20 protein-coding genes are annotated in these 26,739 nt (G+C 41.2%); 7 read left to right on the top strand and 13 right to left on the bottom strand.

The window, feature by feature from the left end; genetic code table 11:
* Positions 1-28: 28 nt before the first annotated feature.
* Positions 29-1,207: a glycoside hydrolase family 18 protein gene (locus QZ574_RS00700; protein ID WP_297085696.1), complete on the top strand. Its 1,179-nt coding sequence runs from the start codon at positions 29-31 to the stop codon at positions 1,205-1,207.
* Positions 1,208-1,256: 49 nt separating this feature from the next.
* Here QZ574_RS00700 and QZ574_RS00695 read toward each other — a convergent pair whose 3' ends face one another.
* A complete protein-coding gene (locus tag QZ574_RS00695) occupies positions 1,257-1,694 on the bottom strand; it encodes a DUF4395 domain-containing protein (RefSeq protein ID WP_297085693.1) in 438 nt (145 codons plus the stop codon).
* Between the two features lie 228 nt (positions 1,695-1,922).
* Here QZ574_RS00695 and QZ574_RS00690 point away from each other — a divergent pair, with 228 nt between their 5' ends.
* Positions 1,923-3,773, top strand: coding sequence for a Xaa-Pro dipeptidyl-peptidase (locus QZ574_RS00690; RefSeq protein WP_297085691.1), 1,851 nt, complete (start codon positions 1,923-1,925; stop codon positions 3,771-3,773).
* A gap of 71 nt (positions 3,774-3,844) precedes the next feature.
* Here QZ574_RS00690 and QZ574_RS00685 read toward each other — a convergent pair whose 3' ends face one another.
* Positions 3,845-4,465, bottom strand: coding sequence for a hypothetical protein (locus QZ574_RS00685; protein WP_297085689.1), 621 nt, complete (start codon positions 4,463-4,465; stop codon positions 3,845-3,847).
* 51 nt (positions 4,466-4,516) lie between these two features.
* Entirely contained in the window at positions 4,517-6,760 is a 2,244-nt protein-coding gene (locus QZ574_RS00680; RefSeq protein ID WP_297085687.1) for a GH92 family glycosyl hydrolase, read from the bottom strand.
* A gap of 187 nt (positions 6,761-6,947) precedes the next feature.
* On the opposite strand from QZ574_RS00680, the gene QZ574_RS00675 reads away from it, so the two are divergent.
* The 3 genes from QZ574_RS00675 to pulA all read left to right on the top strand — a co-directional run bounded on the left by QZ574_RS00675 (position 6,948) and on the right by pulA (position 10,928).
* The gene (locus QZ574_RS00675) at positions 6,948-8,318 is read left to right on the top strand and encodes an aminopeptidase P family protein (RefSeq protein ID WP_297085685.1); all 1,371 of its coding nucleotides are present in this window, start codon (positions 6,948-6,950) and stop codon (positions 8,316-8,318) included.
* Positions 8,319-8,430: 112 nt separating this feature from the next.
* Positions 8,431-8,982 (top strand): hypothetical protein, encoded by a 552-nt coding sequence (locus tag QZ574_RS00670; RefSeq protein WP_297085683.1) that lies wholly within the window; start codon positions 8,431-8,433, stop codon positions 8,980-8,982.
* Positions 8,982-10,928 (top strand): type I pullulanase, encoded by a 1,947-nt coding sequence (gene pulA / locus QZ574_RS00665; RefSeq protein WP_297085681.1) that lies wholly within the window; start codon positions 8,982-8,984, stop codon positions 10,926-10,928. The genes QZ574_RS00670 and pulA overlap by 1 nt, the downstream gene beginning before the upstream one ends.
* On the opposite strand, the gene QZ574_RS00660 is transcribed toward pulA, so the two are convergent.
* The 4 genes from QZ574_RS00660 to tsaE all read right to left on the bottom strand — a co-directional run bounded on the left by QZ574_RS00660 (position 10,910) and on the right by tsaE (position 14,324).
* Positions 10,910-11,422, bottom strand: coding sequence for a hypothetical protein (locus QZ574_RS00660; RefSeq protein ID WP_297085679.1), 513 nt, complete (start codon positions 11,420-11,422; stop codon positions 10,910-10,912). The genes pulA and QZ574_RS00660 overlap by 19 nt on opposite strands.
* Before the next feature lie 280 nt (positions 11,423-11,702).
* On the bottom strand, positions 11,703-12,551 hold the full coding sequence (locus QZ574_RS00655; protein WP_297085677.1) for a LytTR family DNA-binding domain-containing protein: 849 nt from the start codon (positions 12,549-12,551) through the stop codon (positions 11,703-11,705).
* A gap of 21 nt (positions 12,552-12,572) precedes the next feature.
* Positions 12,573-13,784 carry an alanine dehydrogenase gene (locus QZ574_RS00650; RefSeq protein WP_297085675.1) on the bottom strand — a complete coding sequence of 404 codons (1,212 nt, stop codon included), beginning with the start codon at positions 13,782-13,784 and terminating at the stop codon, positions 12,573-12,575.
* Between the two features lie 117 nt (positions 13,785-13,901).
* Positions 13,902-14,324, bottom strand: coding sequence for a tRNA (adenosine(37)-N6)-threonylcarbamoyltransferase complex ATPase subunit type 1 TsaE (tsaE, locus tag QZ574_RS00645; protein WP_297085671.1), 423 nt, complete (start codon positions 14,322-14,324; stop codon positions 13,902-13,904).
* 245 nt (positions 14,325-14,569) lie between these two features.
* On the opposite strand from tsaE, the gene gcvH reads away from it, so the two are divergent.
* The gene (gene gcvH, locus QZ574_RS00640; RefSeq protein ID WP_297085669.1) at positions 14,570-14,950 is read left to right on the top strand and encodes a glycine cleavage system protein GcvH; all 381 of its coding nucleotides are present in this window, start codon (positions 14,570-14,572) and stop codon (positions 14,948-14,950) included.
* 224 nt (positions 14,951-15,174) lie between these two features.
* Positions 15,175-15,708 (top strand): LytTR family DNA-binding domain-containing protein, encoded by a 534-nt coding sequence (locus tag QZ574_RS00635; protein WP_297085666.1) that lies wholly within the window; start codon positions 15,175-15,177, stop codon positions 15,706-15,708.
* Between the two features lie 58 nt (positions 15,709-15,766).
* On the opposite strand, the gene QZ574_RS00630 is transcribed toward QZ574_RS00635, so the two are convergent.
* The 6 genes from QZ574_RS00630 to QZ574_RS00605 all read right to left on the bottom strand — a co-directional run bounded on the left by QZ574_RS00630 (position 15,767) and on the right by QZ574_RS00605 (position 26,507).
* Positions 15,767-18,319 (bottom strand): adenosylcobalamin-dependent ribonucleoside-diphosphate reductase, encoded by a 2,553-nt coding sequence (locus tag QZ574_RS00630; RefSeq protein ID WP_297085663.1) that lies wholly within the window; start codon positions 18,317-18,319, stop codon positions 15,767-15,769.
* A gap of 317 nt (positions 18,320-18,636) precedes the next feature.
* On the bottom strand, positions 18,637-19,878 hold the full coding sequence (locus QZ574_RS00625) for a glycosyltransferase N-terminal domain-containing protein (RefSeq protein ID WP_297085661.1): 1,242 nt from the start codon (positions 19,876-19,878) through the stop codon (positions 18,637-18,639).
* Positions 19,879-19,885: 7 nt separating this feature from the next.
* On the bottom strand, positions 19,886-20,575 hold the full coding sequence (locus QZ574_RS00620; protein WP_297085659.1) for a lycopene cyclase domain-containing protein: 690 nt from the start codon (positions 20,573-20,575) through the stop codon (positions 19,886-19,888).
* A 64-nt stretch (positions 20,576-20,639) separates the two neighbouring features.
* Positions 20,640-21,665 carry a hypothetical protein gene (locus QZ574_RS00615; RefSeq protein ID WP_297085657.1) on the bottom strand — a complete coding sequence of 342 codons (1,026 nt, stop codon included), beginning with the start codon at positions 21,663-21,665 and terminating at the stop codon, positions 20,640-20,642.
* A 168-nt stretch (positions 21,666-21,833) separates the two neighbouring features.
* Positions 21,834-25,031 (bottom strand): glycoside hydrolase family 2 TIM barrel-domain containing protein, encoded by a 3,198-nt coding sequence (locus QZ574_RS00610; RefSeq protein ID WP_297085654.1) that lies wholly within the window; start codon positions 25,029-25,031, stop codon positions 21,834-21,836.
* A gap of 183 nt (positions 25,032-25,214) precedes the next feature.
* Positions 25,215-26,507 carry a cysteate synthase gene (locus QZ574_RS00605; RefSeq protein WP_297085652.1) on the bottom strand — a complete coding sequence of 431 codons (1,293 nt, stop codon included), beginning with the start codon at positions 26,505-26,507 and terminating at the stop codon, positions 25,215-25,217.
* Between the last annotated feature and the right edge of the window lie 232 nt (positions 26,508-26,739).

Below are 26,739 nucleotides of genomic sequence, written 5' to 3'. Positions count from 1 at the left end.
TAGAGCCTAAAATTTAAATGAAATTAATATGAGATCAGGCATTTTATTAGCAGTAATTATTAGTTCGTTTCTTTTATTTCAGGCATGTAGTTCAAAACCATCCGAAAAAAAACAAAGTAAATCGTCAACAGAAAACAGTGGCTACAAGTTGGTTGCGTACGTTGCTGGTTATCGCGATTATGATTTCACACAAATTGATGCTGACGGAATTACGCATATTAATTATGCTTTTGGCAATATTCGTAACGGACAAGCTGTATTTGATACCACCAAAATTGACGGGAAAAACTTAACCCCTGTTGATTTGGAAAAATTAGTTGCCTTAAAAACGAAAAATCCCAATTTAAAAATATTGATCTCTATTGGTGGTTGGAGCTGGTCCGGAGGATTTTCGGATGCAGCTTTAACAGAACAATCGCGCGCAGTATTTGCAAAAAGTTGTGCAACAATGGTGAATGACTATCGCCTGGACGGTATCGATTTAGACTGGGAGTATCCGAATCAGCCAGGGGCAGGAAATACATACCGCCCTGAAGACGTACAAAACTTTACGCTGATGTTGCAGAAAGTACGCGAGTCACTTGATGAAATGGCTCGGGCTGAGGGAAAAGAAAAACACTATTTGCTTACCATTGCCACTGGTGCTGATATGGTTTATGTTGATAATACTAACCTGGGCGAAGTACAGAAGTACCTCGATTTTATAAACATTATGACCTACGATTTTTACAATGGTTGGCACAATACCAACGGGCATCACAGTAATCTAAGCGCCTCGGCAAACCCCGATAAGGATATGAACAGTGTACTTAATGCTGTAAGCATGCACCTCAAAGCAGGCGTTCCGGCCAAAAAACTGAACCTCGGAATTCCGTTTTATGGCAGAATATGGAAAGGGGTTGATGCAAGTGACGATGAAATTCTGTTTAATAAGGCCGAAACTGTTGGGATGGGTATTGATTATGTTGATTTTTGTGAGAATATTAATGCGAATGGTTTTACACGCTTCTGGGACGAAAATGCACAGGCGCCATACCTGTGGAACCCGGTGGAGAAGACCTTTATTTCGTATGAAGATGAACAATCCATAGCCTTAAAAATAAACTACCTTAAAGAACAAGGCCTTGGTGGTGTAATGTTTTGGGAGTATGCAGCCGATAAGGACAAAAAGTTATTAAATGCCGTTCGTCAGGGATTAAAAAAATAAGGCCTCCGCAGAATAACGGAAGTCTTTGAAAAATTGTATTCAAGTATAATTATTTAAAAAAAGGTAGTACGGCATATGTGTAAATAATACATCCCATGCAAACAGCCAGTGCAAATTCAAGCGAAGCGAAAAATACCAATACTCCGGCAACAATTATTGCAGCAGTAGTAAGATTTGCAATGTATAAACCCGAAATAACCAGCATCATTAAAAAGCCAAGCCTGGCTGCAAACACCTTTGGTGCTTTTGCAATCGATTTCCCCTTTAAGTTAAGGGCATTTGTAAGGCCATGGCTAATGTAGCTTATGGGGCTGTGTTTTAGTGGGGTAAACGCACGAATAAAAAAGTCGGCCATAAGTACAAACAAAAATACCGGCGAATCCATAACAAAACCTGCAATTAGAAGCAAAATTCCTATTAGTGCATTCAGGCGGGTTATTTTTTCATCGATCTTTTCGTTCGATATTGGGCAAACTAATTGTCTCATAACTGTCGTGTTAATAGTTATTGCAAATAAATACAAAAAACTCTTAATATCGGATAAGTGATAAGTGAAAGCTATATTTCTTACAAATATTTAACAAAGACTGTTATTCGTCACCAAAAAAGCCTGTCAGATGCTTATATTTATCAGGGAAAAAGTAACCGCCATGCAATTGATTTACGGTAAGGTTAAAATGGACCATTAGGAGATGAAACGAATAATTCAATGGAAATGAAAAAAAGAGAAAGCCGGTTTTTTAGCAATGTCTTTTTGCTGATGGTAAGTATAGTTGCTTTGGAAATACAAGCTCAGGAAAGCGAGCCTGTGCAGCCAATTTTTGAAAACGGAGAAGCACAAATAGTAAAAGCTTTTGAAGATCCGGATTATTGGATTCGCGAAGATCTTTGGGTAGAAACTGAATTTGATTCGGATGGCGATGGCCGGCCCGATCGTATGCATGTGGATGTAACGCGGCCTCGGCAAACGGAAACCGAAGGATTAAAACTGCCGGTTGTGTACAATACCAGTCCTTATTTTGCAGGAACGGCAGGTAATAATCCTGAATACTTCTGGGATGTGCATCATGAATTGGGCGAGAAACCAACGCAATACACTCATCCGCCCGAGGTTAAACGACGGGGAATGCGGCCAATTATCTCGAAAGGTCATGTTAAAACCTGGGTTCCTCGCGGTTATGTGGTAGTGCATTCCTCATCGCCGGGAACCGGTTTGTCTGATGGTTCGCCAACGGTTGGAGGCGATAACGAATCGTTGGCACCCAAAGCAGTAATTGATTGGCTATGTGGCCGTGCAAAAGGTTTTAAAACCCGAACCGGAGATGAAGAAGTGTTGGCCTACTGGTGCACCGGAAAAGTGGGAATGACAGGAACTTCGTACAATGGAACCTTGCCCCTGGCAGCGGCCACTACCGGAGTTGAAGGACTGGAAGCCATCATCCCCATCGCACCAAATACTTCGTATTATCATTATTACCGGTCAAACGGTTTGGTGCGTTCGCCGGGAGGTTACCTGGGCGAAGACATTGATGTGCTTTTCGATTTTATTCATAGTGGCGATATCGATAGAAGAGCATATGCGCGCCAACATATCAGAGACACGGAGATGCGAAACGGAATGGATCGGATAACCGGTGATTATAACGACTTTTGGGCCGGAAGAGATTACCTTAATGACATGGGGCCGATGAAAGCTGCTTTACTCATGTCGCATGGTTTTAACGATTGGAATGTAATGCCCGAACATAGCTTTCGTATTTATGAGGCTGCCAAGGCAAAGGGAATTCCATGCCAGATTTATTATCACCAGAATGGGCACGGCGGACCACCGCCCATTAGCATGATGAACCGCTGGTTTACCCGTTATCTTTTTGGAGTAGAAAATGATGTGGAGAACGATGCAAAAGCCTGGATAGTGCGCGAAGAGGATGAGCGCGAAAATCCAACACCTTACAAGGATTATCCTAATCCTGATGCAAGCCTTGTAAAATTATTCCTGAAAGCCGGGGCCCCCGGAAAAGGAGAATTGTTGCCTGTTCAACCTTCAAAACAAGACCCGGAGACTTTGATTGATAACTACTCGTTTTCTGCAGAAGAACTGGCTAAAGCCGAAGAAACCACTCACCGCCTGATTTATGTAAGCCCAAGCCTTAAAGAAGACTTGCACATTTCAGGCAAACCCAAAATAAGTATAAAAGCAGCCAGCAGTAAGGCAGCCGTTAACCTTTCGGTGTACCTGGTTTCGTTGCCATGGGATGAAGGCCGTAGGGTAAAAATCACCGACAATATTATTACACGTGGCTGGGCCGATTTACAAAACCATAAATCGTTGTGGGAAAGTGAACCGCTTGAACCAGGTCGGTTTTACGAAATGGCTTTTGAATTACAACCCGACGACCAGGTGATTCGTGCCGGTCAGCAAATTGGCTTGATGATTTTTTCCAGCGACCGTGATTTTACACTTCGGCCAGCGCCTGGAACAGCATTAACCATTGACCTGGAGGAGACAAGTATCGAGATTCCGGTAGTTGGCGGAGAGGCGGCATTTTTAAAAGCTGTGCAATAAGCTCGCATAAAAACAAAAGAGCTTTATTCAATTCAAAGCGTATTGGTAAAGCTCTTTTTATATTCAAATGGTTAGGAAACTGCAACAGATTGTTCGCCATCTAAAAATACATCGAGCAATTCGCCCGATTGATTAAATACGGCAATTCGTTGGGTGTCAATCCACATGCCACAAAGTGACCCGCAATAGTTCGTCCACTTTAAATCCAGAGTTATCACATAAACCGATTCATAACTTTTGGTTTCAACAGGGCTGCCAACCGAATTGATTGCAGGCGAAGTATATGTTTCGTAAAAATCAACATCGGCGGTATAACTGAATTCGGCAGTTATAAAAAATACATCTTCCTTGTTGGCATTGTACTGGTCAATTAAATCAGCGTAGTAGTCAATGGCTTCCGTGGTTATGCAATAAGGAATTAGCACGCCATCAAAATGATTGTAATACCACCAGTTGGTTTCCGGCACCTCCATCCCCGACCATTGGGCGGCTTCAACCACTGCTTCGCGTGGCGGGTAATGGGCTTCTGCTTTGCTGATAAGCTCTGCTTCAAAAGAGTTTTCTGAGAGACGTTCAATAAGCTTGGTATAATTACGTTCGGGAAGCTCAAAATGATCGTCGTCGCTGTCATTGCTGCACGAAACCAGCGCTATGATTGCAATGCCAATTAGTAAAAAGAATTTGGTTCTCATCTTAATATGTTTGGTTAATAAGATGGAGTTCCATGGGCAAAGGTTGCGTGCTTAGGGTCTGGCTGTCATAAAAAATTCCAGTTTACCCCCTTTCATTAAGTCGTTGTGCGAAAAGAAAGGAGTATCCAGCGTTTTCCCATTCAGAACAACTTTTTCCACGAATTTATTTTCTTTTGAATTGTTGTGGGCAATAATCTCGAAAGTGCCCGTAGGAACTTTAACCAAAGCTTTGTCGACAACAGGCCGCCCGATGGTGTATGTTGGATTGCCGGGGCAAACTTGGTAAAATCCAATGGCGTTAAGTACATACCACGCCGACATTTGTCCACAGTCTTCATTTCCAATGATTCCTGCCGGCTCCGGAAGGTAAAAATCGTAAAGTATGTGGTCAAGGTATTTCTGAGTTTTCCAGCTTGCATTGGTGTAATTGTAAAGATAGGCCATATGGTGGCTGGGTTCGTTACCGTGTGCATACTGGCCAATAAGCCCGGTAATGTCGGCCGAGGCATTTTCTCCTAAAATCTCGGAGCTAGTGGTAAACAAGCTGTCAAGGCTGTTTTCAAATGCTGCTTTGCCCCCAAAAAGTTCAATTAACCCATCCATGTCGTGTGGTGCAAAGTAGCTCCACTGGTACGCATTTCCTTCGGTATAGTCGGCATGTTCGTGGTCAGAGTATTTTGGATTAAAAGGCGTACGCCAGCTGCCATCTGCATTTTTTCCGCGCATAAAACCCGTTGAGGTATCAAAATAATGTCGGTAATTTTTGGCTTTCTCGTAAAACTCGTTGGCTGTTTTTGTATCGCCGGAGGCTTTCGCTATTTCTGCCACACACCAATCGTAATAGGCCATTTCAACACCATACGATACCGAGGCGCTGATTGAATCCGAGGGGACAAAACCGTACTTTTCTTTAAAATATATGTGTTTCGGCATAACTTCGGCTGCGCGTTTGCCTTTGTGTTTCTCTAGCCATTCGGCCTGCCATGTGGCCGATGTAACCGCAGCTTCTTTCCAGTGGTTTAAATTGGCATTTGGCACAAGACCTTTTGCCAGGGCATCGGCCATAACCGAGGTGGCCGGGTAACCCACCATGGTACCGGTATAGTTTGAAGCCAGTGGCCATTTAGGCAACAAGCCACCTTCGCGGTATTTCTGAACCAGTGCCTCTGCCCATTCGCCAGCCTTTTGCGGGCGAATAATGGTAATTAGCGGATGAAAAGCTCTGAAGGTATCCCACAATGAAAATACGGTATAGTTGGTAAATCCTTTCGGTGCCTGATGAATGGTTTTATCCATTCCACGGTAGCGGCCATCAACATCTTGTGCGGTAAATGGCGATAGCATGCTGTGGTATAGTGACGTGTAAAAGTTGGTTTTTACGGTTTCGTCGCTGGTCGAAATCGTGATTCCCTGCAGTGCTTCACGCCATTCGTTTTGTGCTTTTTCTATACTTTGCTCAAAGTTCCATCCCGGAAGTTCGGCCTGCATATTTTTATTGGCACCTTCCTCGTCAACTACTGAAAGGGCAACTTTTACCAATAGTGGTTCATCGTTTTCTGGAAAGCTGAAATGTATTTTTATGTCTTTTCCGGTGAAGGAGGAGCCTTTTGTTTCTTTATCCTCAACAAAGGTCTTAAACTGACCAACTTCTTCCGAAAGATCGATGCGGTAAGCCACCAAATGATCTTCGGCCCAACCCTTTGTTTTCTGCACTCCTTCAATGGTTTTGTTATCCACAATTTTTACCTTGTTTTCCATTGTACGGTGGCCCCAGTTCGGTTGCAAAATATGTCCCAGGTCGAGCAAAATATTTCTGTCGCTATTATTTTTAAAAGAATACCGATGAAAACCAACACGTTTGCTGGTGGTTAGTTCGGCCGTAACATCCAGATTTTTAAGATGTACTTTATAATAACCCGGCTCGGCCAACTCTGATGTTTTATCGAAAGTTGCAACCGGTTTTAACGCTGTTGAGTTTGAGTAGGGTAGTAATAAAACATCGCCCAAATCGCCAATGCCTGTGCCGCTTAAATGAGTGTGGCTAAAACCATAAATTGTTGAATCTTCGTAATGATAACCACTGCTGGCATCCCAGCCCATGATGTGGGTATCGGGGCTTAGCTGAACCATGCCAAACGGAAGCGTTGCTCCCGGAAAAGTATGCCCATGAAAACCAGTGCCGATAAACGGATCGACATAGTCAAATGGGTCGGTGGAGTTTTGGGTGGTTGTGGTGTTTGTACATGCAAATAAAAACAGGGCGAGCACAAAATAATAATATCTGGCCATTATCATAAATTAATTATTTTAGGGTGACAAAGGTAGCTTTTTAATTATTTTAAAAAGAATGTTTTTGACATTGATCCTTGAAAAGTACTGCAAAAAAATTCATTGCCATTTTTTGCGATATGCTTTCATAGCTTTTATCAGCGCATTAGAATAGAATTTCTTACATTCACTAGCTCATATAAAAATTGCAATCATGTTTCAAAAAGATACCTATGTTGAGCGACGGAAAATTCTAAAAAACAAGGTCGGGGCAGGCATAATTCTTTTGTTTGGCAACGATGAGTCGCCAATGAATTATACCGACAATACCTATCATTTCCGGCAAGACAGCACTTTTATGTATTATTTCGGAATCAACCATCCGGGATTGGCTGCGGTAATTGATATTGATAACAACAAGGAGATTATTTTTGGTGATGACTACACAATAGACGACATTGTTTGGATGGGGCCACAAGCTTCTATTGCTGATAAAGCTGCATTGTGTGGCGTTAAAAAGGTAATGCCGGCAAAAGCACTTGGTTCTGCCCTGGATAAGCATAAAAAAGTTCATTTTCTTCCACTGTATCGTCCCGAAAATAAAATTAAGCTTTTTGAATTGCTAAATGTGCGACCGGCAGCGGTTTTAAGCAGCTATTCGCTTGATTTGGTTCAGGCCGTTGTAAGTCAGCGCGAAATTAAAAGCTATGAAGAAATTGAACAGCTGCACCAGGCAGTGAACGTGTCGGTTGATATGCATGTGGCTGCAATGAAATACATTCGTCCGGGAATGACAGAAGCCGAAGTTGCTGCTGAAATTCATAAAGTTGCTTTGGCTGCAGGTGGCAATATCTCGTTCCCCATCATCGCTACCATTAACGGTCAAACGTTGCATAATCACTACCACGGAAATACCATAAAAGACGGCGATTTGTTTTTGGTGGATGCCGGTTACGAAAATCAAATGTGTTATGCAGGAGATTTGTCGAGTACCATTCCGGTTAGCAAAAAGTTTAGTCCTGAACAAAAAGAGATCTATCAAATAACCCTTTCTGCTCATCAGGCAGCTATTGATGCGCTGGAGTTGGGCCAGCCATTTAAAAATGCACACATGGCTGCATGTACAGCTATTTTTGATGGCTTAAAGGCTATGGGTTTTACAAAAGGCAGTACTTCTGATGCACTGGAAACTGGTGCACATGCCTTGTTTTTTCCGTGTGGTACAGGCCACATGATGGGACTTGATGTACACGATATGGAAGACCTGGGCGAGGTTTGGGTGGGGTACAATGGGCAGCCAAAAAGTACCCAGTTTGGATTAAAATCGTTGCGGCTGGCAAAACCGCTTTGCGCCGGCCATGTATTTACCATCGAGCCCGGAATTTATTTCATTCCTGAATTAATTGATTTGTGGATGGGGCAAGGTAAATTTAGGGAGTTTATTAACTGGGACAAGGTGAACAGTTACCGTAACTTTGGCGGTATACGAAACGAAGAAGATTTTGTAATGACAGATAAAGGAGCCTGTTTGCTGGGTAAGCCAAAACCAAAATCTATTGATGAGGTGGAGGCGCTAAGAGGATAAAATATTGAAGCATAGGTGTTTCGTGTTAAGGATGTTGTGGCAAAGCATGAAACCGGGTTACTGAAGATTGCACAATCAATAAAAACTTTACTTTTGCCTCAAATTAGAACTGATGAAGAAGGGGATTATTCTTGCTTTTTTATGCTTTAACACCACGGTGTTGCTGGCTCAAAATGAAATAGGCCCCGAGGGGCACAAGTTGCTTTGGGTATTCTTATTTCTTGTGGCAGTGGTGGCAGTATTATTTTTCACCGGTCGTTCGGCATGGGCAAAGGGCAAAAAGAAAAAACGCAGGTCTTTTTTTTCCAACGAAAAAATAACTATTCAATTGGAGGCGGATGCTCGTTTTTATCCCGACAACCTGGTTTTAAAAATAAAAAATATTGGCACGGAGGCCATTGATATTGACCGGCCAATGCTGGTATTCGATAACTTTTGGGTAAAAAGAAAATTCAAAATAAAAGGCAAAGACAATTACAGTTTTTATCCCCTTTTTTTAGAGAGTGGTAACACTCATGAGCTAAACATCGATTTATACCGTTTTTATTCGCATGATAAATCGTTAAAAAAATTCCCGAAAGTAAAAATCTATATCAAAAATGTAAACGGGAAGAAGCTGGGCAGCAAAGCTGTTTTTTTACGAAAAACTCTTGTTAAATTTTAATGCGTAACTGGAAATTCAACCATATCGATTTTTCTACTTATCCCGGATATAAAGGAAAAGACCTGGGTGTATTTTGGTCGCCTGAAAAGACCACGGTAAAAATTTGGGCACCCACCGCTAATATTGTAGAGCTGCGCCTATATAAAGATGGTGTGCGTGGAGATGCCTACTATAAAACCAACCTTCAAAAAAAGGAAGATGGGATATGGGCAACAGTGCTTACCGGGGATTACGACGGAAAATTTTATACGTTTCGGGTGAACGACGGCGAGTGGCTGGATGAGGTGCCCGGTATTTATGCCCGTTGTGTGGGTGCCAATGGTTTACGCGGAATGATTTATAATCCCAATTCTACAAATCCTGAAAACTGGGTGTACGACAATGGGCCGAGGTTTAAAAGCTTTACCGATGCTGTAATTTACGAAACTCATGTGCGCGATTTTTCTATCGCCGAAAATTCGGGTATTACCTATAAAGGCAAATTCTTAGGATTTACTGAAGAAGGAACAAAGTCGCCTGAGGGATTAAAAACAGGTCTCGACCATCTAAAAGAGCTGGGAATAACCCACGTGCATTTGTTACCGGTTAACGATTTTGTTACTGTTGATGAAGAAAAACCACTGGAGAAATACAACTGGGGATATGATCCGATGCATTACAGCGCTTTAGAGGGATCGTATGCTACTGATGCCTATGACGGACGTAAACGGATATTGGAATTTAAACAGTTGGTTAAAGCTTTGCACAGAAATGGAATTGGCGTTATTCTGGATGTGGTTTTTAACCATACCTACTATGCCAAAGAATCGGTTTTTAACCAGGTTGTTCCGGGCTATTTTTACCGGCAAAAAGATGACGGGTCTTTTGCCAATGCTTCAGGCTGTGGTAACGAACTGGCCTCGGAACGAGAGATGGTTCGTAAATACATTATCGATACATTGAGGTATTGGGTAGAGGAATTTCATGTTGATGGTTTCCGTTTCGACCTGATGGGAATTCATGATATAAAAACCATGCAAGACATACGGGTGGCCTTGAATGAAATTGATAAGGGCCTGTTTGTTTATGGCGAAGGTTGGGCAGCCGACCAGAGTCCAATGCCCGAAGAGTTACGGGCAGTAAAACGAAATACGTCCGAATTAAAAGGTATTGCAAGCTTTAACGATGATTTCAGAGATGCATTAAAAGGAAACCATGGTGATAAAAAATCGAAAGGTTTTGTAAGCGGATTGGGCTTGCGCGAGGAAGGGGTTAAATTTGGAATAACAGCGGCCGTTCATCATCCCGACGTGAATTACGGGTACATTGATTCGGTGCATTCGGCATGGGCTGTCGAACCAGACCAATGTATAAACTATGTGTCGTGCCACGATAATTATACGCTTTGGGATAAATTAAAACAAAGCTTGCCCAAAGCCGGCAACGAGGAACTGCGTAAACGTGTAAAACTGGCAGCAGCGCTGGTTTTAACCTCTCAGGGTGTGCCGCTTTTACATGCAGGTGTAGATTTTTGCCGAACAAAAGGAGGGAATGGAAATTCGTATAAATCACCCGACTCGGTAAACCAGATAGACTGGAGCCGAAAGAATGAGTTTATCGACGTTTTTGAATATTTTCAAAAGCTTATTCAGCTAAGGAAAAATCATCCGGCTTTTCGCTTACCTCAGGCCGAGTTAATTCGCAGAGACCTGCGCTTTTGTGCCGAGTATAAAATTGGAGTTGTATCGTATTGCCTTGATGGCAGCGCAGTAAACGACAGCTGGAAAAAAATGTTTTTGCTTTTTAATGGAAACACCGAAACCGCAGAGCTTCCATTGCCTGAAGGCCAGTTTAAGGTGGTGGTTAATGCCAACACGATTGACGAAGATGGTTTGGAGGTGGTTGAAGCGTTTGTTTCTGTTGATCCTATTTCTTTTAAAATGCTTGTTCAGGCAGAAAAGGGATGAATATTTCGTGAAAAATAAGCGGAAAAGCCTAAAAGCGAATAGGCTGATTTACGGAAAGGTTCTTTTGAAAACAAACTATCGTAGATACGTTTGGGCTGGCTTTCTTCAACATCCCGAACAAAAGGCTCAAATGTTGCCTCATTCAGAATCAGGTGGTCTACCTGCTCAAAATCATTGGGTTGCATCGAGAACAACTCGCCAACTGCAATAATTTTTTTACCTGCTAACTTGCATTTTTCAATCAGTTGTTTTGTCGATCTAAGTTGATTCAAATCTGCTCTAATCAATACATAATCTGCCCAGTCAATAGATTTTACATCCATTTTCTGATGATTTAAATCAAGTAGCTTTCTTTCCCAGGTAATCGGAAGCTGAATTGAAATTTCAATCAGTGCTTTCGTGTCTTCGTGCTTAGGGCGCAACTTTTTCTGAAAAAGTGCACTTAAGCCTTTTGGTTTTTCGTCCTTTTTCGGATAAATTAATAAAATATTCATGGCAATAAAACTTTAGTATTTTCTCTGTTTTCAAATAAACGAGCAATTTGTTCGAAAAAAAAGTTTTTGGGATTTTTTGGATAAGAAAGTGATTATTAACGGCAATTTGGGATTAATGCCATTTGTTAGGGGTAAATGTCATTTTTCCCAAAACCTCATTAATCTATGCATTGGTTTGCTTTTTTTTTGATTATCAATGCTTTTATTATATTTCTTGCTACCGATTTAACGCAGAGTCATTCAACAACCGTTTAGGGGGAAAATGCAGAACTTTGGTTAATTAGTTTGATTTTAACGCTTCTTTAAGTTTAATTACATACTGACGCGAGACCGGAATTTCTTGTGGATAATCAAAAAGGCTCAGGTTTAGCCCGTCGGTACCCCGCGAAACTTTTTTAATGTAGTTTTTATTTACCATGCACGACCGATGGCAACGAATAATTTCGGGATAGTTTTTTAGCAGGCTTTCGGTTGATTTCATGGTGTTGCGAATTAGTTTCTTTTTCACTTCTTCGTTTTGTTTGTAAATCACCTCAATGTAATTATTGGCTGATTTTATGAGTATTACCTGTTCGAGAAAAAGGGTAAAATATTCAGTTTTATTTTCCGATTCGAATTCAATTTCAGCGGGTACTTCAACCGGTTCTGTTGCGTTGGACTCGTTATTGGCGGTTTCCAATTGCTGTACCTTCTTTTTCAACAGGTAAAACTGGTTAGTAAGCACAACAACTGCGGCTGCTGTAATTGAAATAATTACAATGTTTATCACAATCGGAAAGGTCATTGGTATTCGTCCAACGTAGCGGGCAAAAAACGAAAACGCAACCGAGTTAAAAATTACAAATATCAAATCGATAATAATTTCTTTTTTAATGGTCCAGCGCTCTTCAGAAAAAGCACGGGTAAAAATCGATGGAATTACTAAACGAAAGATACAAAGCAGCACCAGTGTAATGGCACCAAAAGTGGCTAAAATTATAAGTCGGTTATTAAAATCCGGATTTTGTACTTCGAAGGGCTGAAAGAACAATAAAAAAAGAAATATTCCCAGGCTAACAGACGAAATGGAGCGTGTGTTAACTTTAAGATTATCGTTAAACGAATATTTCTTGTTTAGCGAGTTGAGCATAACTGTTGTTTGCTTAATGGTTTAAAAAACAGCGAGCAACAAATCAATGTCTTTAGCCGGAATATTAAACATGCGCCCCACATCGGGGTTGGTAAGTATACCATGGTAAAGGTAAACCCCTTTTCTGAATCCTTTTGATCTTTTAATGTAGTTGTCAACACCTCCATTATCGCCAATGGCCAAAAGTATGGGAATAAGAATATTGCTTAAAGAAATGGAGGCAGTGCGTGCTACCATTGCCGGAGTGTTGGGAACACAGTAATGTACCACTCCGTGTTTGGTATATGATGGATTGTTAAAATCGGTGCATTTCGATGTTTCGAAACAACCGCCCTGGCTAATATTTAAATCAATAATTACCGAACCTTCTTTCATTTGTTTCACCAAATCTTCTGAAACTTTAAACTTTGGAGGCGTGTTAAACGAGGTGGCTCCAATTACCGCATCGGCAGATATAAGCGCTTTGCGCAGTACTTTGGGGTAAAATACCGAAGTAAAAATGCGTCGGCCAAGTTTCTCTTCCAGCTTGCTAAGCTCGTAAACTGATGTATCAAAAACTTTCACAAAAATACCTAAGCCGAGGGCGGCCCGGGCAGCATATTCTGCAGCGGTACTGGTGCCGATAATAACCAGCTCGGCCGGAGTAACGCCGGTAACCTCTCCAAAAAGTACGCCTTTACCATTACGAGAATTGCTCAGGTATTCGCTGGCGATTGTAATTGAGGTAACCCCTGCAATTTGGCTCATCTGGTGCACAAACGGCAAAAATCCATCTTCGTTTTCAAGGTATTCAAATGCAATTGTGGTTACCTTTTTTTGCATCATTTTCTGAATCGATTCATTGCAATGTGCCTGAATCTGCATGTTTGATATGATAACCTGATTACCGCGCAAGGCATCAATTTCGTCGCAACTAAAAGGGGCAACGCGCAAAATAATGTCGCACTGAAAAGTCTCTTCCTTGGTTTCAACAATAGTGGCACCTGCCTTTTGGTAGTCTTCGTTAGAGTAACTGGCTGATTTTCCGGCATCGCGCTCAATCAGAATCTCGTGCCCATACGAAACCAGTAAATCAACAGCTTGTGGTGTTAAGGGTACACGGTATTCAACTTTGGAGTAGTCTGATGGGATACCAATTTTTATTTTTTGCCCTTTCTTCTTCACCTCCAGCATTTCTTCTTTTGGCAGAAGCATGGTTTTTGGTACCGATAACTTTTCTTTTGCTTTTTCCATAGTTGAAAATAATGAATTATTCTGATGAATTCAACAGTAGCAATTTACAAGCAAAAGGGGAGTTTTCAAAGAAAATTAATTTGTAAGTAGGCAATTGCAGCGTGTGCGTTTGTAAAATTATATTTCGCGGGCTGTAATTGTACGTGTTTCGTCGTCGTGAACCTCGATTTTTACCTCAACCATTTTTTCCGGAAGAAGCGATTCAATCATTTCGGGCCACTCAATAAGGCAGTAACTTCCGCTGTAAATATAGTCTTCGTAGCCCAGGTCGAAAGCTTCTTCGATATCTTTAATCCGATAAAAATCAAAATGAAAAATAGATTCGAATTCAGCAGTGTTGTACTCATTAATTAAGGCAAAGGTGGGGCTGGTAACATTATCGGTGGAGCCCAGTGCACGGCAAATAGATTGAATAAAGGTGGTTTTGCCTGCACCCATTTTACCATAAAATGCAAAAATCCTGTCGTTTTTAAATGTTGCAATCAGCTCTTCGGCAGCAACATGGAGATCGGCAAGCGAATTAATTATTTTTGAATACATATAAAGCTACAATTTTTGCAATTATACAAAAAGCGCTACATATTTTGAGGTGTTGAGTGTAAAATGCGATAAAAATCAGGGAAATGCATGCCCTTAACAGGATTGTTTCTCAGCAAAATGTTTTAATTTTGGCAAAAATCGTAATTTAATTCGAATTTGAAACAAGCTTTGCTCTGGTATACTTTGAAATAACAACGCAAGGCTGTTTGCATTAAACATCAGTTAAATAATTTAAAACAAATAATATGAATATTCCTGCTGATTTGAAATATACGCAAGACCATGAATGGGTGCGCGTAGAAGGCGACATGGCTATTGTAGGTGTTACTGATTTTGCACAAGGAGAGTTGGGCGATGTTGTGTTTGTTGAAATTGAAACTGAAGGAGAAACTTTAGACAAAGGTGAAACCTTCGGAACGGTTGAGGCTGTAAAAACGGTTTCTGACTTGTTTATGCCTGTTGGAGGAGAAGTGGCTGAGTTTAATGAAGCTTTAGCCGATGATCCTGAATTGGTTAACAAAGATCCTTATGGCGAAGGATGGATGGTGAAAGTTAAAATGAGCGATACAGCAGAGCTGAATGATTTGATGGATGCAGATGCTTATAAGGCAATGATTGAAGCGTAAAGTAGTATTGAAAAGTATATGGAAGGCATTCGGAATTTCGGATGCCTTTTTTTGTAGCTGAAATTTCGGCTTTTTATGAAATTGCAGGGGCGTCTTACAAAAACCTTAAGGCGCCCTACCTTGCTTTCAGGTGTTGTTGCCTTATAGTTAAGGCAAGTAGCGCATTTAAATTTTTAATTTAATAAAGTATTTGTTTAGTTTGAAGAAAACTAAAATTATTACCTATGAATACTTTGTTACTTGGATTTATCGGACCGCAAGAAATAATCGTTTTCCTTTTTATTATTTTAATTCCGGGTGCACTGTTTGGTGTGCTGGTAATTGTTCTGATCAGGTACCTGATACGAAAACGTAAGGCAACTCAAAACGCGGTACACCCAACAGCAAATAATCAGCAGGAGTCTATAATTCTTACAGAAAACATAAAGGAGTATTATCCGGTGAAAGAAGGGAATAGAATTACGCTTATTCGTTTTGATGAAATTGTGGATTTGTCGGCAGGAAATAATTATGTTTTTCTTACTGATCTTAGTGGAAGAGAATATGTGCTTGACAGTACTTTGTCTGAATTGGAGCAAAAATTTCCGAAAGAATTTATTCGTATCCATAAATCAACAGTGGTAAATAAACTATTAATTCATGAGGTTAAGAAACTGGGAAACGGCAGGTTTGATTTGGTAATGAAGTGTGAAAAGGAAAGAATCGTGTCGTGCAGTAAAAGTTACAATGATAAAATCCGGGATTTAATTCACTTTTAAACAGATACAAAAAAACCGGAAAATTAATTTTCCGGTTTTTTTGTATCTGTATGGTTGGTTACCCACATTTCGAGCAGCCACAAGAAAGACAAGTTAAACATCCTTCCTGGTAAACTACTTCGTCTGAGCCGCATTCGCCGCATTTGGCATCTTCAGCAATTGTTCCGTCAGGAATAAATTTCTTTAATGCACGTGCCACACCCGCTTTCCACGAGTTAATGGTTTCGTTATCCAATTGCAGGCTGGTAACCAGTTCAACAATTTTATGAATTGGCATACCGTGGCGCAATGTTCCTGAAATTAGTTTTGCATAGTTCCAGAACACCGGGTTAAACTTGTGCGAAAGCCCTTCGATGGTTGTTTTATACCCACGTTTGTTAATGTATTGGAAATCGTAGCGCGAGTCGTCACCTTCCCAGCTTTTAATAATGTATCCTTTTGTTACCGAGCGTGGCAGCAAAATACCATCTTCATCATCGTGTAACCCTGTAAAAATTTCATAAGGTTTCCCGTCCATCAAACCAATAAAGGCAATCCATTTTTCCTTGTTATTCTGAAAACGAACAACATCGGCTTCCAGCATTTCCGGACGTTTTGTAGGGAAAGCTCCCTTATCTTCTTTTTTCTTATTGTCATCGTTCGAGATTAACACACCGGAGCGCGATCCGTCGCGATAAACGGTAACACCTTTACATCCGCTTTTCCAGGCTTCGAAATACAGTTTGCCCACCAGTTCTTCTTTTACATCGGCCGGAAGGTTTATGGTCACAGAGATGGAGTGGTCTACCCATTTCTGAATTCTTCCCTGCATGCGTACTTTATTCAACCAGTCAACATCGTTTGATGTAGCTTTGTAGTATGGCGATTTTTCCACCATTTTGTCCAGCTCTTCCTGCGAGTAATCACGACTTGTGTCGTAGCCGTTGGCCTTCATCCAGGTTTTAAAATGATGGTGGAATACAGTGTATTCTTCCCAATGGTCGCCAATCTCATCAATAAAATCAACACGAACGTCTTTATCGTTAGGATTCACTTTCCGACGACGTTTATAAACCGGCAGGAATACTGGCTCAATACCGGATGTTGTTTGTGTCATCAGGCTGGTGGTGCCTGTTGGAGCAATGGTTAAAAGAGCAATATTGCGGCGGCCGTATTTCACCATTTTTTCGTACAAAGCCGAATCGGCTTGTTTAATACGATTTACCAGCGGGTTGTTTTTTTCGCGTTCGGCATCGTAAATAGTAAAGGCGCCACGGTCTTTGGCCAGGTGTACCGACGAGCGGTAGGCTTCAATGGCAATAGTTTTGTGTATCTCTTCCGAAAAATCAGTGGCATTATCGCTTCCGTAGCGTAAGCCCAATGCAGCCAGCATATCTCCTTCGGCAGTAATACCAATACCTGTACGGCGGCCTTCTTTTGCTTTGCGGCGGATGTTTCTCCAAAGGTTAAGCTCGGTAAATTTAATTTCTTCTCCTTCGGGGTCTTCCTCAACTTTTTCCAGAATGGCATCAATTTTTTCCAGTTCAAGATCGATAATGTCGTCCATAATGCGCTGTGCATAATGAATGTGTTCTTTAAACAATTCGAAATTAAATTTGGCTTCTTTTGTAAATGGATTTTCTACGTATGAGTACAGGTTGATGGCTAATAAACGGCAGCTGTCGTATGGGCATAAAGGAATTTCGCCGCAAGGATTGGTTGAAACAGTGCGGTAACCAAGATCGGCATAGCAATCCGGAACAGATTCGTTAATTATGGTGTCCCAGAACAGAATTCCTGGCTCGGCTGATTTCCAAGCATTTTTTACAATCTTTTTCCAAAGTTTGGTAGCATCGGTTTCTTTAGTGTACTGTGCTTTTCCTTTTATGGGGTATTGCTGTACATAGCTTGTTTCGGTTTCAACCGCTTTCATAAAGTCGTCTTGAATTTTTACCGAAACATTTGCGCCTGTAACTTTACCCTGCTCCATTTTTGCATCGATAAAACTTTCCGAGTCGGGGTGTTTTATTGATACAGAAAGCATCAACGCTCCGCGACGCCCGTCTTGAGCAACTTCGCGTGTTGAATTGGAATAGCGTTCCATAAAAGGTACGATGCCAGTTGATGTAAGCGCCGAGTTTTTTACCGGCGAGCCTTTTGGGCGAATGTGTGAAAGGTCGTGCCCCACGCCTCCGCGTCGTTTCATCAATTGAACCTGTTCCTGGTCAATTTTCATAATTCCTCCGTACGAATCTGAATCGCCGTCGTTACCAACAACAAAACAATTCGATAGCGAAGCGATTTGGTAGTCGTTTCCAATACCGGTCATTGGTCCGCCTTGCGGAACAATGTATTTGAAATCTTTTAAAACGCTGTAGATTTCTTCCTCGGTTAACGGATTTGCGTAGCGTTCTTCAATACGTGCGATTTCTTTAGCAAGTCGTTTATGCATATCGTCGGGCGTTAACTCAAAAATATTTCCGAACGAATCTTTTAGGGCATATTTGTTTACCCATACTCTTGCTGCCAAATCGTCTCCTTTGAAGTAATCGAGCGAGGCATTTACTGCTTCATCCTGAGCGTAAATTTTTTTGCCCGCAGGGGCTTTTACAGATACTTCGTTTACTGCCATTTTTTTCCTGTAAGTGTATTAAAAGTTATAAGAATGTAAACTTGATTTTTCTAGGTTACCAGCACAACCAAATTGTGTAACGCAAGATAAAACAGAATTCAAATATTTGGAAAATTTTGATGAACAAATTAAATAAAAGTTATCAACTTTGCTTTGTTACATTATTGATAATGAGTGCAATAGATATTTGATAGTTAAAAAAAGTTTACCAAAACTGCAAATATTTGTTATGTGATTAAGTTTTTTGTTAACTGAATATTAGTTGGAAAAATTCAATTTTTTGATGATTTTTTTGCTAACAAAAAGCGTGCTAATTATCAGTTTTTGTTAAAAACTTTATTTATGATAAGTTTTGTAGAACCCACATTTTTTTCTACGTAATTTTTGCAAATTTCAGAAGCTTTTTGCAGGTTCTCATTTTCGTTTAAAAGCTTGGTGAGTGCAGCTTTCAGTTCGCTATAATTGTTTACGGGGAAAGCACCTTTTTTATCTACCAGATCAACAGCTTCTTTAAATTTTAGGTAGTTTGGGCCGAATAAAACAGGTAGTTTAAAAGTGGCTGCTTCTAGTATATTGTGAATACCTACACCAAAGCCACCCCCTATGTATGCTACGTTTCCATACTGGTAGAGCGATGATAATTTCCCGATAGAATCAATTATTAACACATCGTATGCGTTTATGTCGGAAATTATGGCCTGGCTAAAACAAATGGCCGGTTTTTTTAACAATTGTTGAATTCTGTTAATATTAGCCGAAGTTACCTCGTGTGGCGCTATTATAAACTTAATGTTGTTGCTGTTGTTAATAAACGCTGCAAGCAGCTCCTCATCGGGCTTCCAGGTACTTCCGGCAATCAGGGTTACAGTTTCGCCCTTAAATTTTTCCACAATTTCGAACTTTTTTGCACCCTTTGCAATTTGTGCAACACGATCAAAACGGGTATCGCCGGAAATGGTAAAATGATTTATTCCGGCATTTTGTAAAAGTTGGGCCGATGATTCATTCTGGATAAAAATATGTTGAAAGTTGTTTAGCATTTTTTTGTACCACTTGCCCCAGGGCGTGGGTTTAAAAAAATGCTGATTTTCTCTGAAAATAGCTGAGATAATGTAGAGTGGAACTTGTTGTGCTTTTAGTTGCGAGATATAATTGTACCAAAATTCATATTTTACAAAGAATGCCTTTTCGGGTTGTGTAAGCCTGATAAATTCTTTTGCATTTTTTGGGGAATCCATGGGCAGGTATAAAATTATATCTGCTGCTTCATAGTTTTTTCTGATTTCATATCCTGATGGAGAGAAGAAAGTAAGAATGATTTTGTATTTCGGGTATTGATTTTTTATTGCTTCAAGAACCGGTCGTCCTTGTTCAAATTCGCCCAACGATGCACAATGAAACCAAACGTATGAAGCTTCTCTGTCAATTGCTTTTTTCAGTTTTTTCTTCCAGTTTTTTCGGCCTTTCACAAAAAGCCCGGCCTTTTGGTTAAACAGTGCTGCAACGCGTATAGCTGCCCCGTAGAAAAATATGCCCAGATTGTAAAGAATACTCATCATGTAATTATCAGTAATGCCTGCGATTATTCAGGTACTCGTATATGGTTACGTTTATTAATAACAATAAAAATAAATAGCCAATTCGTTCAACCGGTACCCCAAAAATACCTATCCCAATTACATGTGCTGCATTGTAAATAATAGTGGGGAACGAATTTAAAATGGCTGAAACGATTAGAAAAGGAATTAAAGAAATGGCCAGGGTAAGATAAAATTTGGTATAGTATTTTTTAAAACGGTTGCGAAATATGGTGTAAGCCAGGTAAATAGCCGATAGAAAAAATGTGAAAAAAGTAAACATACGCGTACGAAATACGTAGGCACAAATTCCTGTTGCAATTAGTAGTGCAAGGCTAATAATCACGCCGGTATTGGGTTTTTCAAAGTCTTCAAAGCGTACCTTTAGCCATTCGTAGATATACACCGATGAAAGGGGAATAATAAAAAATGAAAGCCATTCTTCAAGCGGTAATTTAAGGAGTTCGAGACCTGTCAGGTAGTCGGGATTAAAGCTCCAGATTTCCATTTGAGCGAACCTGATGTCCCACATGATGAAAATGGCACCGGCAAAAATTGATGCAGGAACAAGGTATTTTAATCTGAGTACAAACCGTACTTTTTTTTGAAAGCCAAGCCCTATGGGAATAACAAGGTAGCTGAGCAATAACAACAGGTACGACAGGTTTTTTATTTCCATCAATAAAAATTTTGCACAAAGGTATTTTATTTGATGAATATGCTGGCGTGGCCCTTCTTAATTTTTATTGTTTCCAATGCTGTTCAAGCCACTTCACAGCTTCTGCTCGTTTGTCAGAAAAGGTTTCAGCATTTATTTTGTGCAACTTCCACTGCAAGTCAAATTCGATTGATTCGCCAACTTTCAGCTTTTTTTCAGGGCTCAGGCATTCCAGTTCGGTGAAATCGGTGCAGGTGAAAATGGTTGCGCTGGTGCCACCATCGGGATAGCTTTCTCTGGGGTTAAAACTGAAGAACTGGCCAAAAACCAAATCATTATATAAACCGGCTACCCAGCCTTTCGAGTCGGTTCCCATTTTCTGAAATAAACCGCTTGCCGGAATCAATTGCCCAACATTGTCGTGTTGCGAGTAGTTTTCAGGAGCTGAGTTTATATTGTCGGGCCAACGCTGAAATTCGATGCTGTTTTTAAAAATGCTGTTCTTGCTCAAGGGCAAAAGCCCGGCTAAAGGATTTTTTATTTTGCTTAAATTCCAGATTGTAACCGGTATTGGCTCAAGGCTTTTTTGATTCCCCGCTTTCATTTTAATCATGCTTTGTTTAATATTCGCGGTGGCTTCAGTTTCTTCCAGCGTAATGGTTCGGGTAACTTTAGTGCCAATATAATCACTAACCCTGCTTGTAATTTGCACACCGTTTTTAAGCAGTTCGTATTCCCATGGCGAGCCATCAATCCATGGGTCGGAGAGGCTCCGGTTGCCATTAAGCGTAACAAAGGCATCCTGAGCAGTTGGCCATATTCGGTCTCCTCCAAAATTGGCATGCGCCAGCTCTCCGTCTACTTTATATGGATGTTCGGCACTAAAAACCCTGCCTTGCATTGCGGTGTTCTCATAAAGTAAATTTTCTTTGCCCAGGTAGCTAAAATGCATAATTCTACCAATTTGGGGAACTACTACCACTCTTATTTGTTTGTTGGTGAGTTCGATGGCATTTTCCCAGCCTTTGTAGTTTATTGGCCGGGTGGTAACCTGTGCCTGTGCAGCAATAGTAATTTGAGCCATGAGTATGAGTAAGATGAATTGTTTCATTTGTTATTTGCCTGATAGGTTTGGTTAAGTTCTAATTTATTTAGCTACAAAGATGCAAATAAGATGAAATTTTTAACGGGTAGTTTTTTTGCTGATTGCAATGGTGTTTTTTCAAAAAAAAGCGCAGCAATTATTTTATTGCCGCGCTTTTTTTAACCGGTTTTACTGTTAGTAAACAATCCTGGCCTGTTTGGCAGGGTCAGTTCCGCTGGTAATTACACCCATTTTAAATGCGTAACTGTATTCTTTTTCAGTTAAGCGATATTGGTCGTGGGTTAAGGCGCCCCAGCTATTGTCGCCACCAACACCCATTTGTTTAAAGTCGATGTTTACTGATGTCAGGTCGCGTGGTTTAACATCGGTGGTATGCCGGTTTACCACTTTTACGCCTTCGCGCTGGCGGCCATCGGTACGTTCCAAACTTTCAAAATCTTCCATAATGTTATGGTGGGCGCTAACCTCTAACAAAGGTATACCTGAAAACAATAGTCCGTTGCCTGCATTATCGGTAATACTCATCCAGCGTACATCAGTTTTGTTTCCGTTTTCCTGTGGGCGCAGGTAGGCCCAATACTGGTCGGCAACACTTCCTCCGTACAAGCCAACAAAAGCAGCAGTTTTTCTGTCGCAATACGATTCCTGAGGGCCACGTCCGAACCAGTTCATCTGGTCAAAACTGCGTGGCATCTGCAGGTTCATTCCCATCCGAACAATTTCAGGCAGGTCTTCGGCGGTCATTTTAAAATGGTTGCGAACCACTATTTCGCCGGTGCCATAAACCGTGTAGTTGGTTTCGTATTTGGCAATGGTGTTTCCTTCCTCATCGGGGATATCAAATTTAAAGGTAACTTCTTTCCATTTTTTTCCTTTTTCGCCAACCGAGGCGTAAGTCAGCTTTCTGTTTTGGCCCGCTTTTCGCCATACTCGGCTACGTTTGTGCAGGTTGTTGCCAAAGTCGTTATCAATGGGTGCACGCCAGAAATTGGGAACAGGGCCGGCCAGCAACAATTCAGTTTCGCCTTGTTTAAAGCTTGAAATTACTCCGGCTTTTTTGTCGAAAGTTACCGAAAAACCTTCTCCCGAAATAGTAGCCAGTGCTTCGCTTTCTTCCATTGTAACATCGGGCATTTGCACTTCTTTGTATTCCAAAGTTACCGGAACGGCAAAAGGAATTCTAAACTGTTCTTCGGCCAAAATCCAACCGGCTTCTACAAGGCTCCGGTCTTTTTTTAGTTTTGCCCGAACGTTCAGAAAATATTCAACATGAGCTTCAGGCGTAACATCAAAAGCAATGTTAAGGGTTTTACTTGCTCCCGGTGCCAGGTCGATATCATCAATATTTCCACTGTCAACAATTTTCCCGTCGGCTGTTACTTCCCACACAAAGTCGAACTCCGAGAGGTTCATAAAAACGTATTTGTTGCTGATTTTTACGCTTCCTTTTGTTAGGTTAACAGCATCGAAACCAATGTGCTGATACACTTTTTTTACTTCAAGCAGGTGTGGTTTAACGGCACGGTCAGGGTTAACCAATCCGTTGTTGCAGAAGTTGCCATCAGATGGAACAGTGTCGGGGCCAAAGTCGCCACCGTAGGCCCAAAATTCTTCGCCATCATCGTTAGTGGTTAATAAGCCCTGGTCTACCCAGTCCCAAATAAATCCGCCTTGTAAAACTTCGTATTTTTCAATCAGGTCCCAATAGTCTTGTAAATTACCCACGCTGTTACCCATAGCATGAGCATATTCACACTGAATAAGCGGTTTGTCGGCTTTTTCTTTGGCAAAGCGTTCCATGCCTTCAATGCGCATGTACATGGGGCAGTTTATGTCTGTGTTTTCGCCTCCGTGCGCCTGCTCGTACTGCACAGGGCGGGTGTTGTCAACCGATTTCAGGTAATTGTAAGTAGCCATAAAGTTTACGCCGTTTCCGGCCTCGTTGCCAAGCGACCAGATAATTACACAAGGTTGATTTTTGTCGCGCTCAAACATGATTTTTGTGCGGTAGAGGTGTGCTTCTTTCCAATCTTCGTTTTTTGCAAGCGATTCAGGACCGTAACCCATTCCGTGCGATTCGATGTTGGCTTCGTTAACAATGTACAAGCCGTATTTATTGCACAGCTCGTACCAAAGTTCAGGCTGTGGGTAATGCGATGTACGTACCGCATTCAGGTTATTTTCTTTCATGGTTTTTATATCGAGCAACATGGTTTCCTTGTCCTGAACATGGCCGGTTTTATCGTTGTGCTCGTGTAGGTTGGCTCCTTTTAGGTAAACATACCGGCCATTTACCCGTAGCGTGGCATCAATTATCTCAATACGGCGGAAACCCACATCCTGGCGGATAACTTCAACAACTTCTTCACCGTTTTTCAGGGTGATTACCAATTCGTACAGATTCGGGATTTCGGCTGACCATTGTTTTACATTCGGGATTTCGGCTTTAAAGTTTACTGAGGTTCCTTCAGTTGTTTCAGAAAATTCTTTTACAACAGTGCCGTTATCAGAAAGAGTTGCTTCAACAGTTAAGACGCTTTTGTTGGCCAGTTCAACATCAAGCGAAAATAAACCGCTTGTATAAGTGTCGTCGAGGCTTGAACCCACCCGGTAATCTTTTATGGCTTGTGGCCCGCGTGCCATCAGGTACACATCGCGGGTAATACCACTTAAGCGCCAAAAATCCTGATCTTCGAGGTAAGAGGCATCACACCAGCGAAAAATTTCAACAGCCATTGTGTTTTCTCCGGGAACAAGGTGGTTGGTAATGTTAAATTCGGCAGGAGTTTTACTGTCTTCGCTGTAGCCTACAAATTGCTCGTTCACCCAAAGGTTCATGCACGACGAGGCGGCGCCAAAATGTACGATAATTTCCTTTTCGTTCCAGCTTTCGGGTAGTTCAAAAGTACGTTTGTACGAGCCAACCGGATTGTAGTGCTCCTGAATTAGGGGAGGTGTTTTGGCATGTGGATATTTTACGTTAGTATAAATGGGGTAATCAAAACCTTCCACTTCCCAATTTGATGGCACTTTAATTTCATCCCAGTTGCGGGTGTCAAAATCGTTTTTGAAAAACCAAAACGGGCGTTCAGAAGGGTTTTGTGCCAAATGAAATTGCCACGTACCGTTTAAGGATTTTACAAACGGCGACTGCCATTTGTCTTCGGTTCGGGCTTGTTCTGCCGACGAAAATGGGATAAAATACGCATGTGGTGCTTCTTTGTTTACCTGGCAAATTGTTGGATCTTCCCAGGGTTTAGGGTTGGGTTCTTCGTAGGATACATTTGAATAATCGGTGTAAGTTGTGCACGAAACGAAAGTGCTAAGTACAATGGTTAAAATGGTTAGCATGTAATTGCTTTGTTTAAACATATTAGTATAGTTTTAGTAAATGATATTCTTTCTTTTTAAGACGATAAAAATAGGCGAAAGACCTACATACGCTGAAGTTTTTCACTAAAATAGTGTTTTTCTGATAAAAAAATGGTTTGAAAGTTTTATCGCTTTCAAACCATTTTTGCAGGTGGGTTACAGGAAAAGAAACAGCAATTGTTTTTAAAACAATTTTGCCACTTTTTCTTTCACCTCGTTTTCATCCGGATTAATGTCAAAAATAATCTCCGGTTTCAAATAGAATAATTCATTTTCGGCTTTAAATTTTTCTTCGCCGCCTCCTGTAATGTTCAGCATAATCAGGTCGTCTTTTTTTACGGTGCCATTTTTTGCAGCTTCAATTAAGGTTGCTGTGGCAATAGCCGATGCCGGGTGGATGTCGTTGCCTTCGGTTTCGAGGAACAATTTTCCAGCTTCTGCGGCTTCGTCGTTGTTGGCCAGCAATACTGATCCGCCGGCATCTTTCATGGCATCGTATAAACCGCCGGCAATTGGGTACGGAGGTTTGCGGTTCGATAAAACTTTGGCAACAATCTCTTCTACCTGTTCGCGGGCCAGGTCGTCATCTAATGGAAGCATGGCACGCGAATCGGCTATCCAGGCGTCGTGAATGGGTGTGAATGGCGCATTCTGCGAAACCATAAGTTTCATTTTTTTGTTTCCAAAACGCCCATCTTCAATCAAACGTAAATTAGCTTCCCAGGCAGCAATAGCGCCGGTACCACTACCAATGGCCTGGAAATAATAATCGGGAATTTCGCCGATTGTGGTGGTTGCCGAGAGCATGGTTGTTGCCATTCCGTCGCGGCGTGCTACATTTTTGGCACCTCCTTCAGCCACAAATCCATCCATTCCGGCAACAATGTTCGACAGGTGAATGGCATCAAAATAGTCGCTTCCGGTTTTGCTGCATATCAATTTTACACAGTCGTTTATCGGGGCATCAAACCACAAGGCGTTGATGTTGTCTTCAGGCACACAAATAAGCAATGGAATGTTATTTTCGGAGCACACCCGCGCAAAAGCACGCGAGGTATTTCCGGCAGAAGCCACAACCAAAACCTGGTTCATGTCTGCTGTCATTCGGCCACATACCGAGTAGGCTTCCGTTTCTTTAAAAGAAGCTGTTTTCATGCTGGTGCCTTTTTCGGGCCAGTAGCCGCTAAAGGTAATCCACAGGTTATCGAGCCCAAGTTTTTTTGCCAGTCCTTCGCTTTTGTAAGTAACTGGTGCCGAAGAGCCTTCAAGCATGCGGCCAATGGGTAACCAGTCGGCAAATTTGTACAAACCCCACGAGTCGTCCTTTACATCAATTTGTTTTTTATCGTAAATGGCTCTTATAAGTGTGGGGTCAGCCTCGCCCGGAGCATCAAGCATCCAGCCTTTATCTTCAAATTGTTTTCCTGTTTTAAACGATTTCAGGATGTATTTTGTGGGCGAAAATTCCTTGCTCATTTTACGTCTGTTTTTTTTATTGAAGGACAAATGTAGAAAATGAGACGGGAATACAAATGAGAACGGCCAAAAAACAAAAGCTGGTTTTTGAATAATTTACACTGCATTTAATGAAATAGCTACCACGCAAAGCTTGTGAGCTTTTATTTGGATTGATTTTGAATTGAAGGGTATGCTTTTATAAATGAGCCAGATGCATTTACTTTAATAGCCGAAAAAATCTAAACCAAAA

Origin of the sequence: uncultured Draconibacterium sp., from assembly GCF_913063105.1 — a bacterium.
In the GTDB taxonomy this organism is placed as follows: Bacteria; Bacteroidota; Bacteroidia; order Bacteroidales; family Prolixibacteraceae; genus Draconibacterium.
The sequence above is the reverse complement of the archived record's forward strand: the minus strand, read 5'-3'. Positions and strand labels throughout refer to the sequence as shown.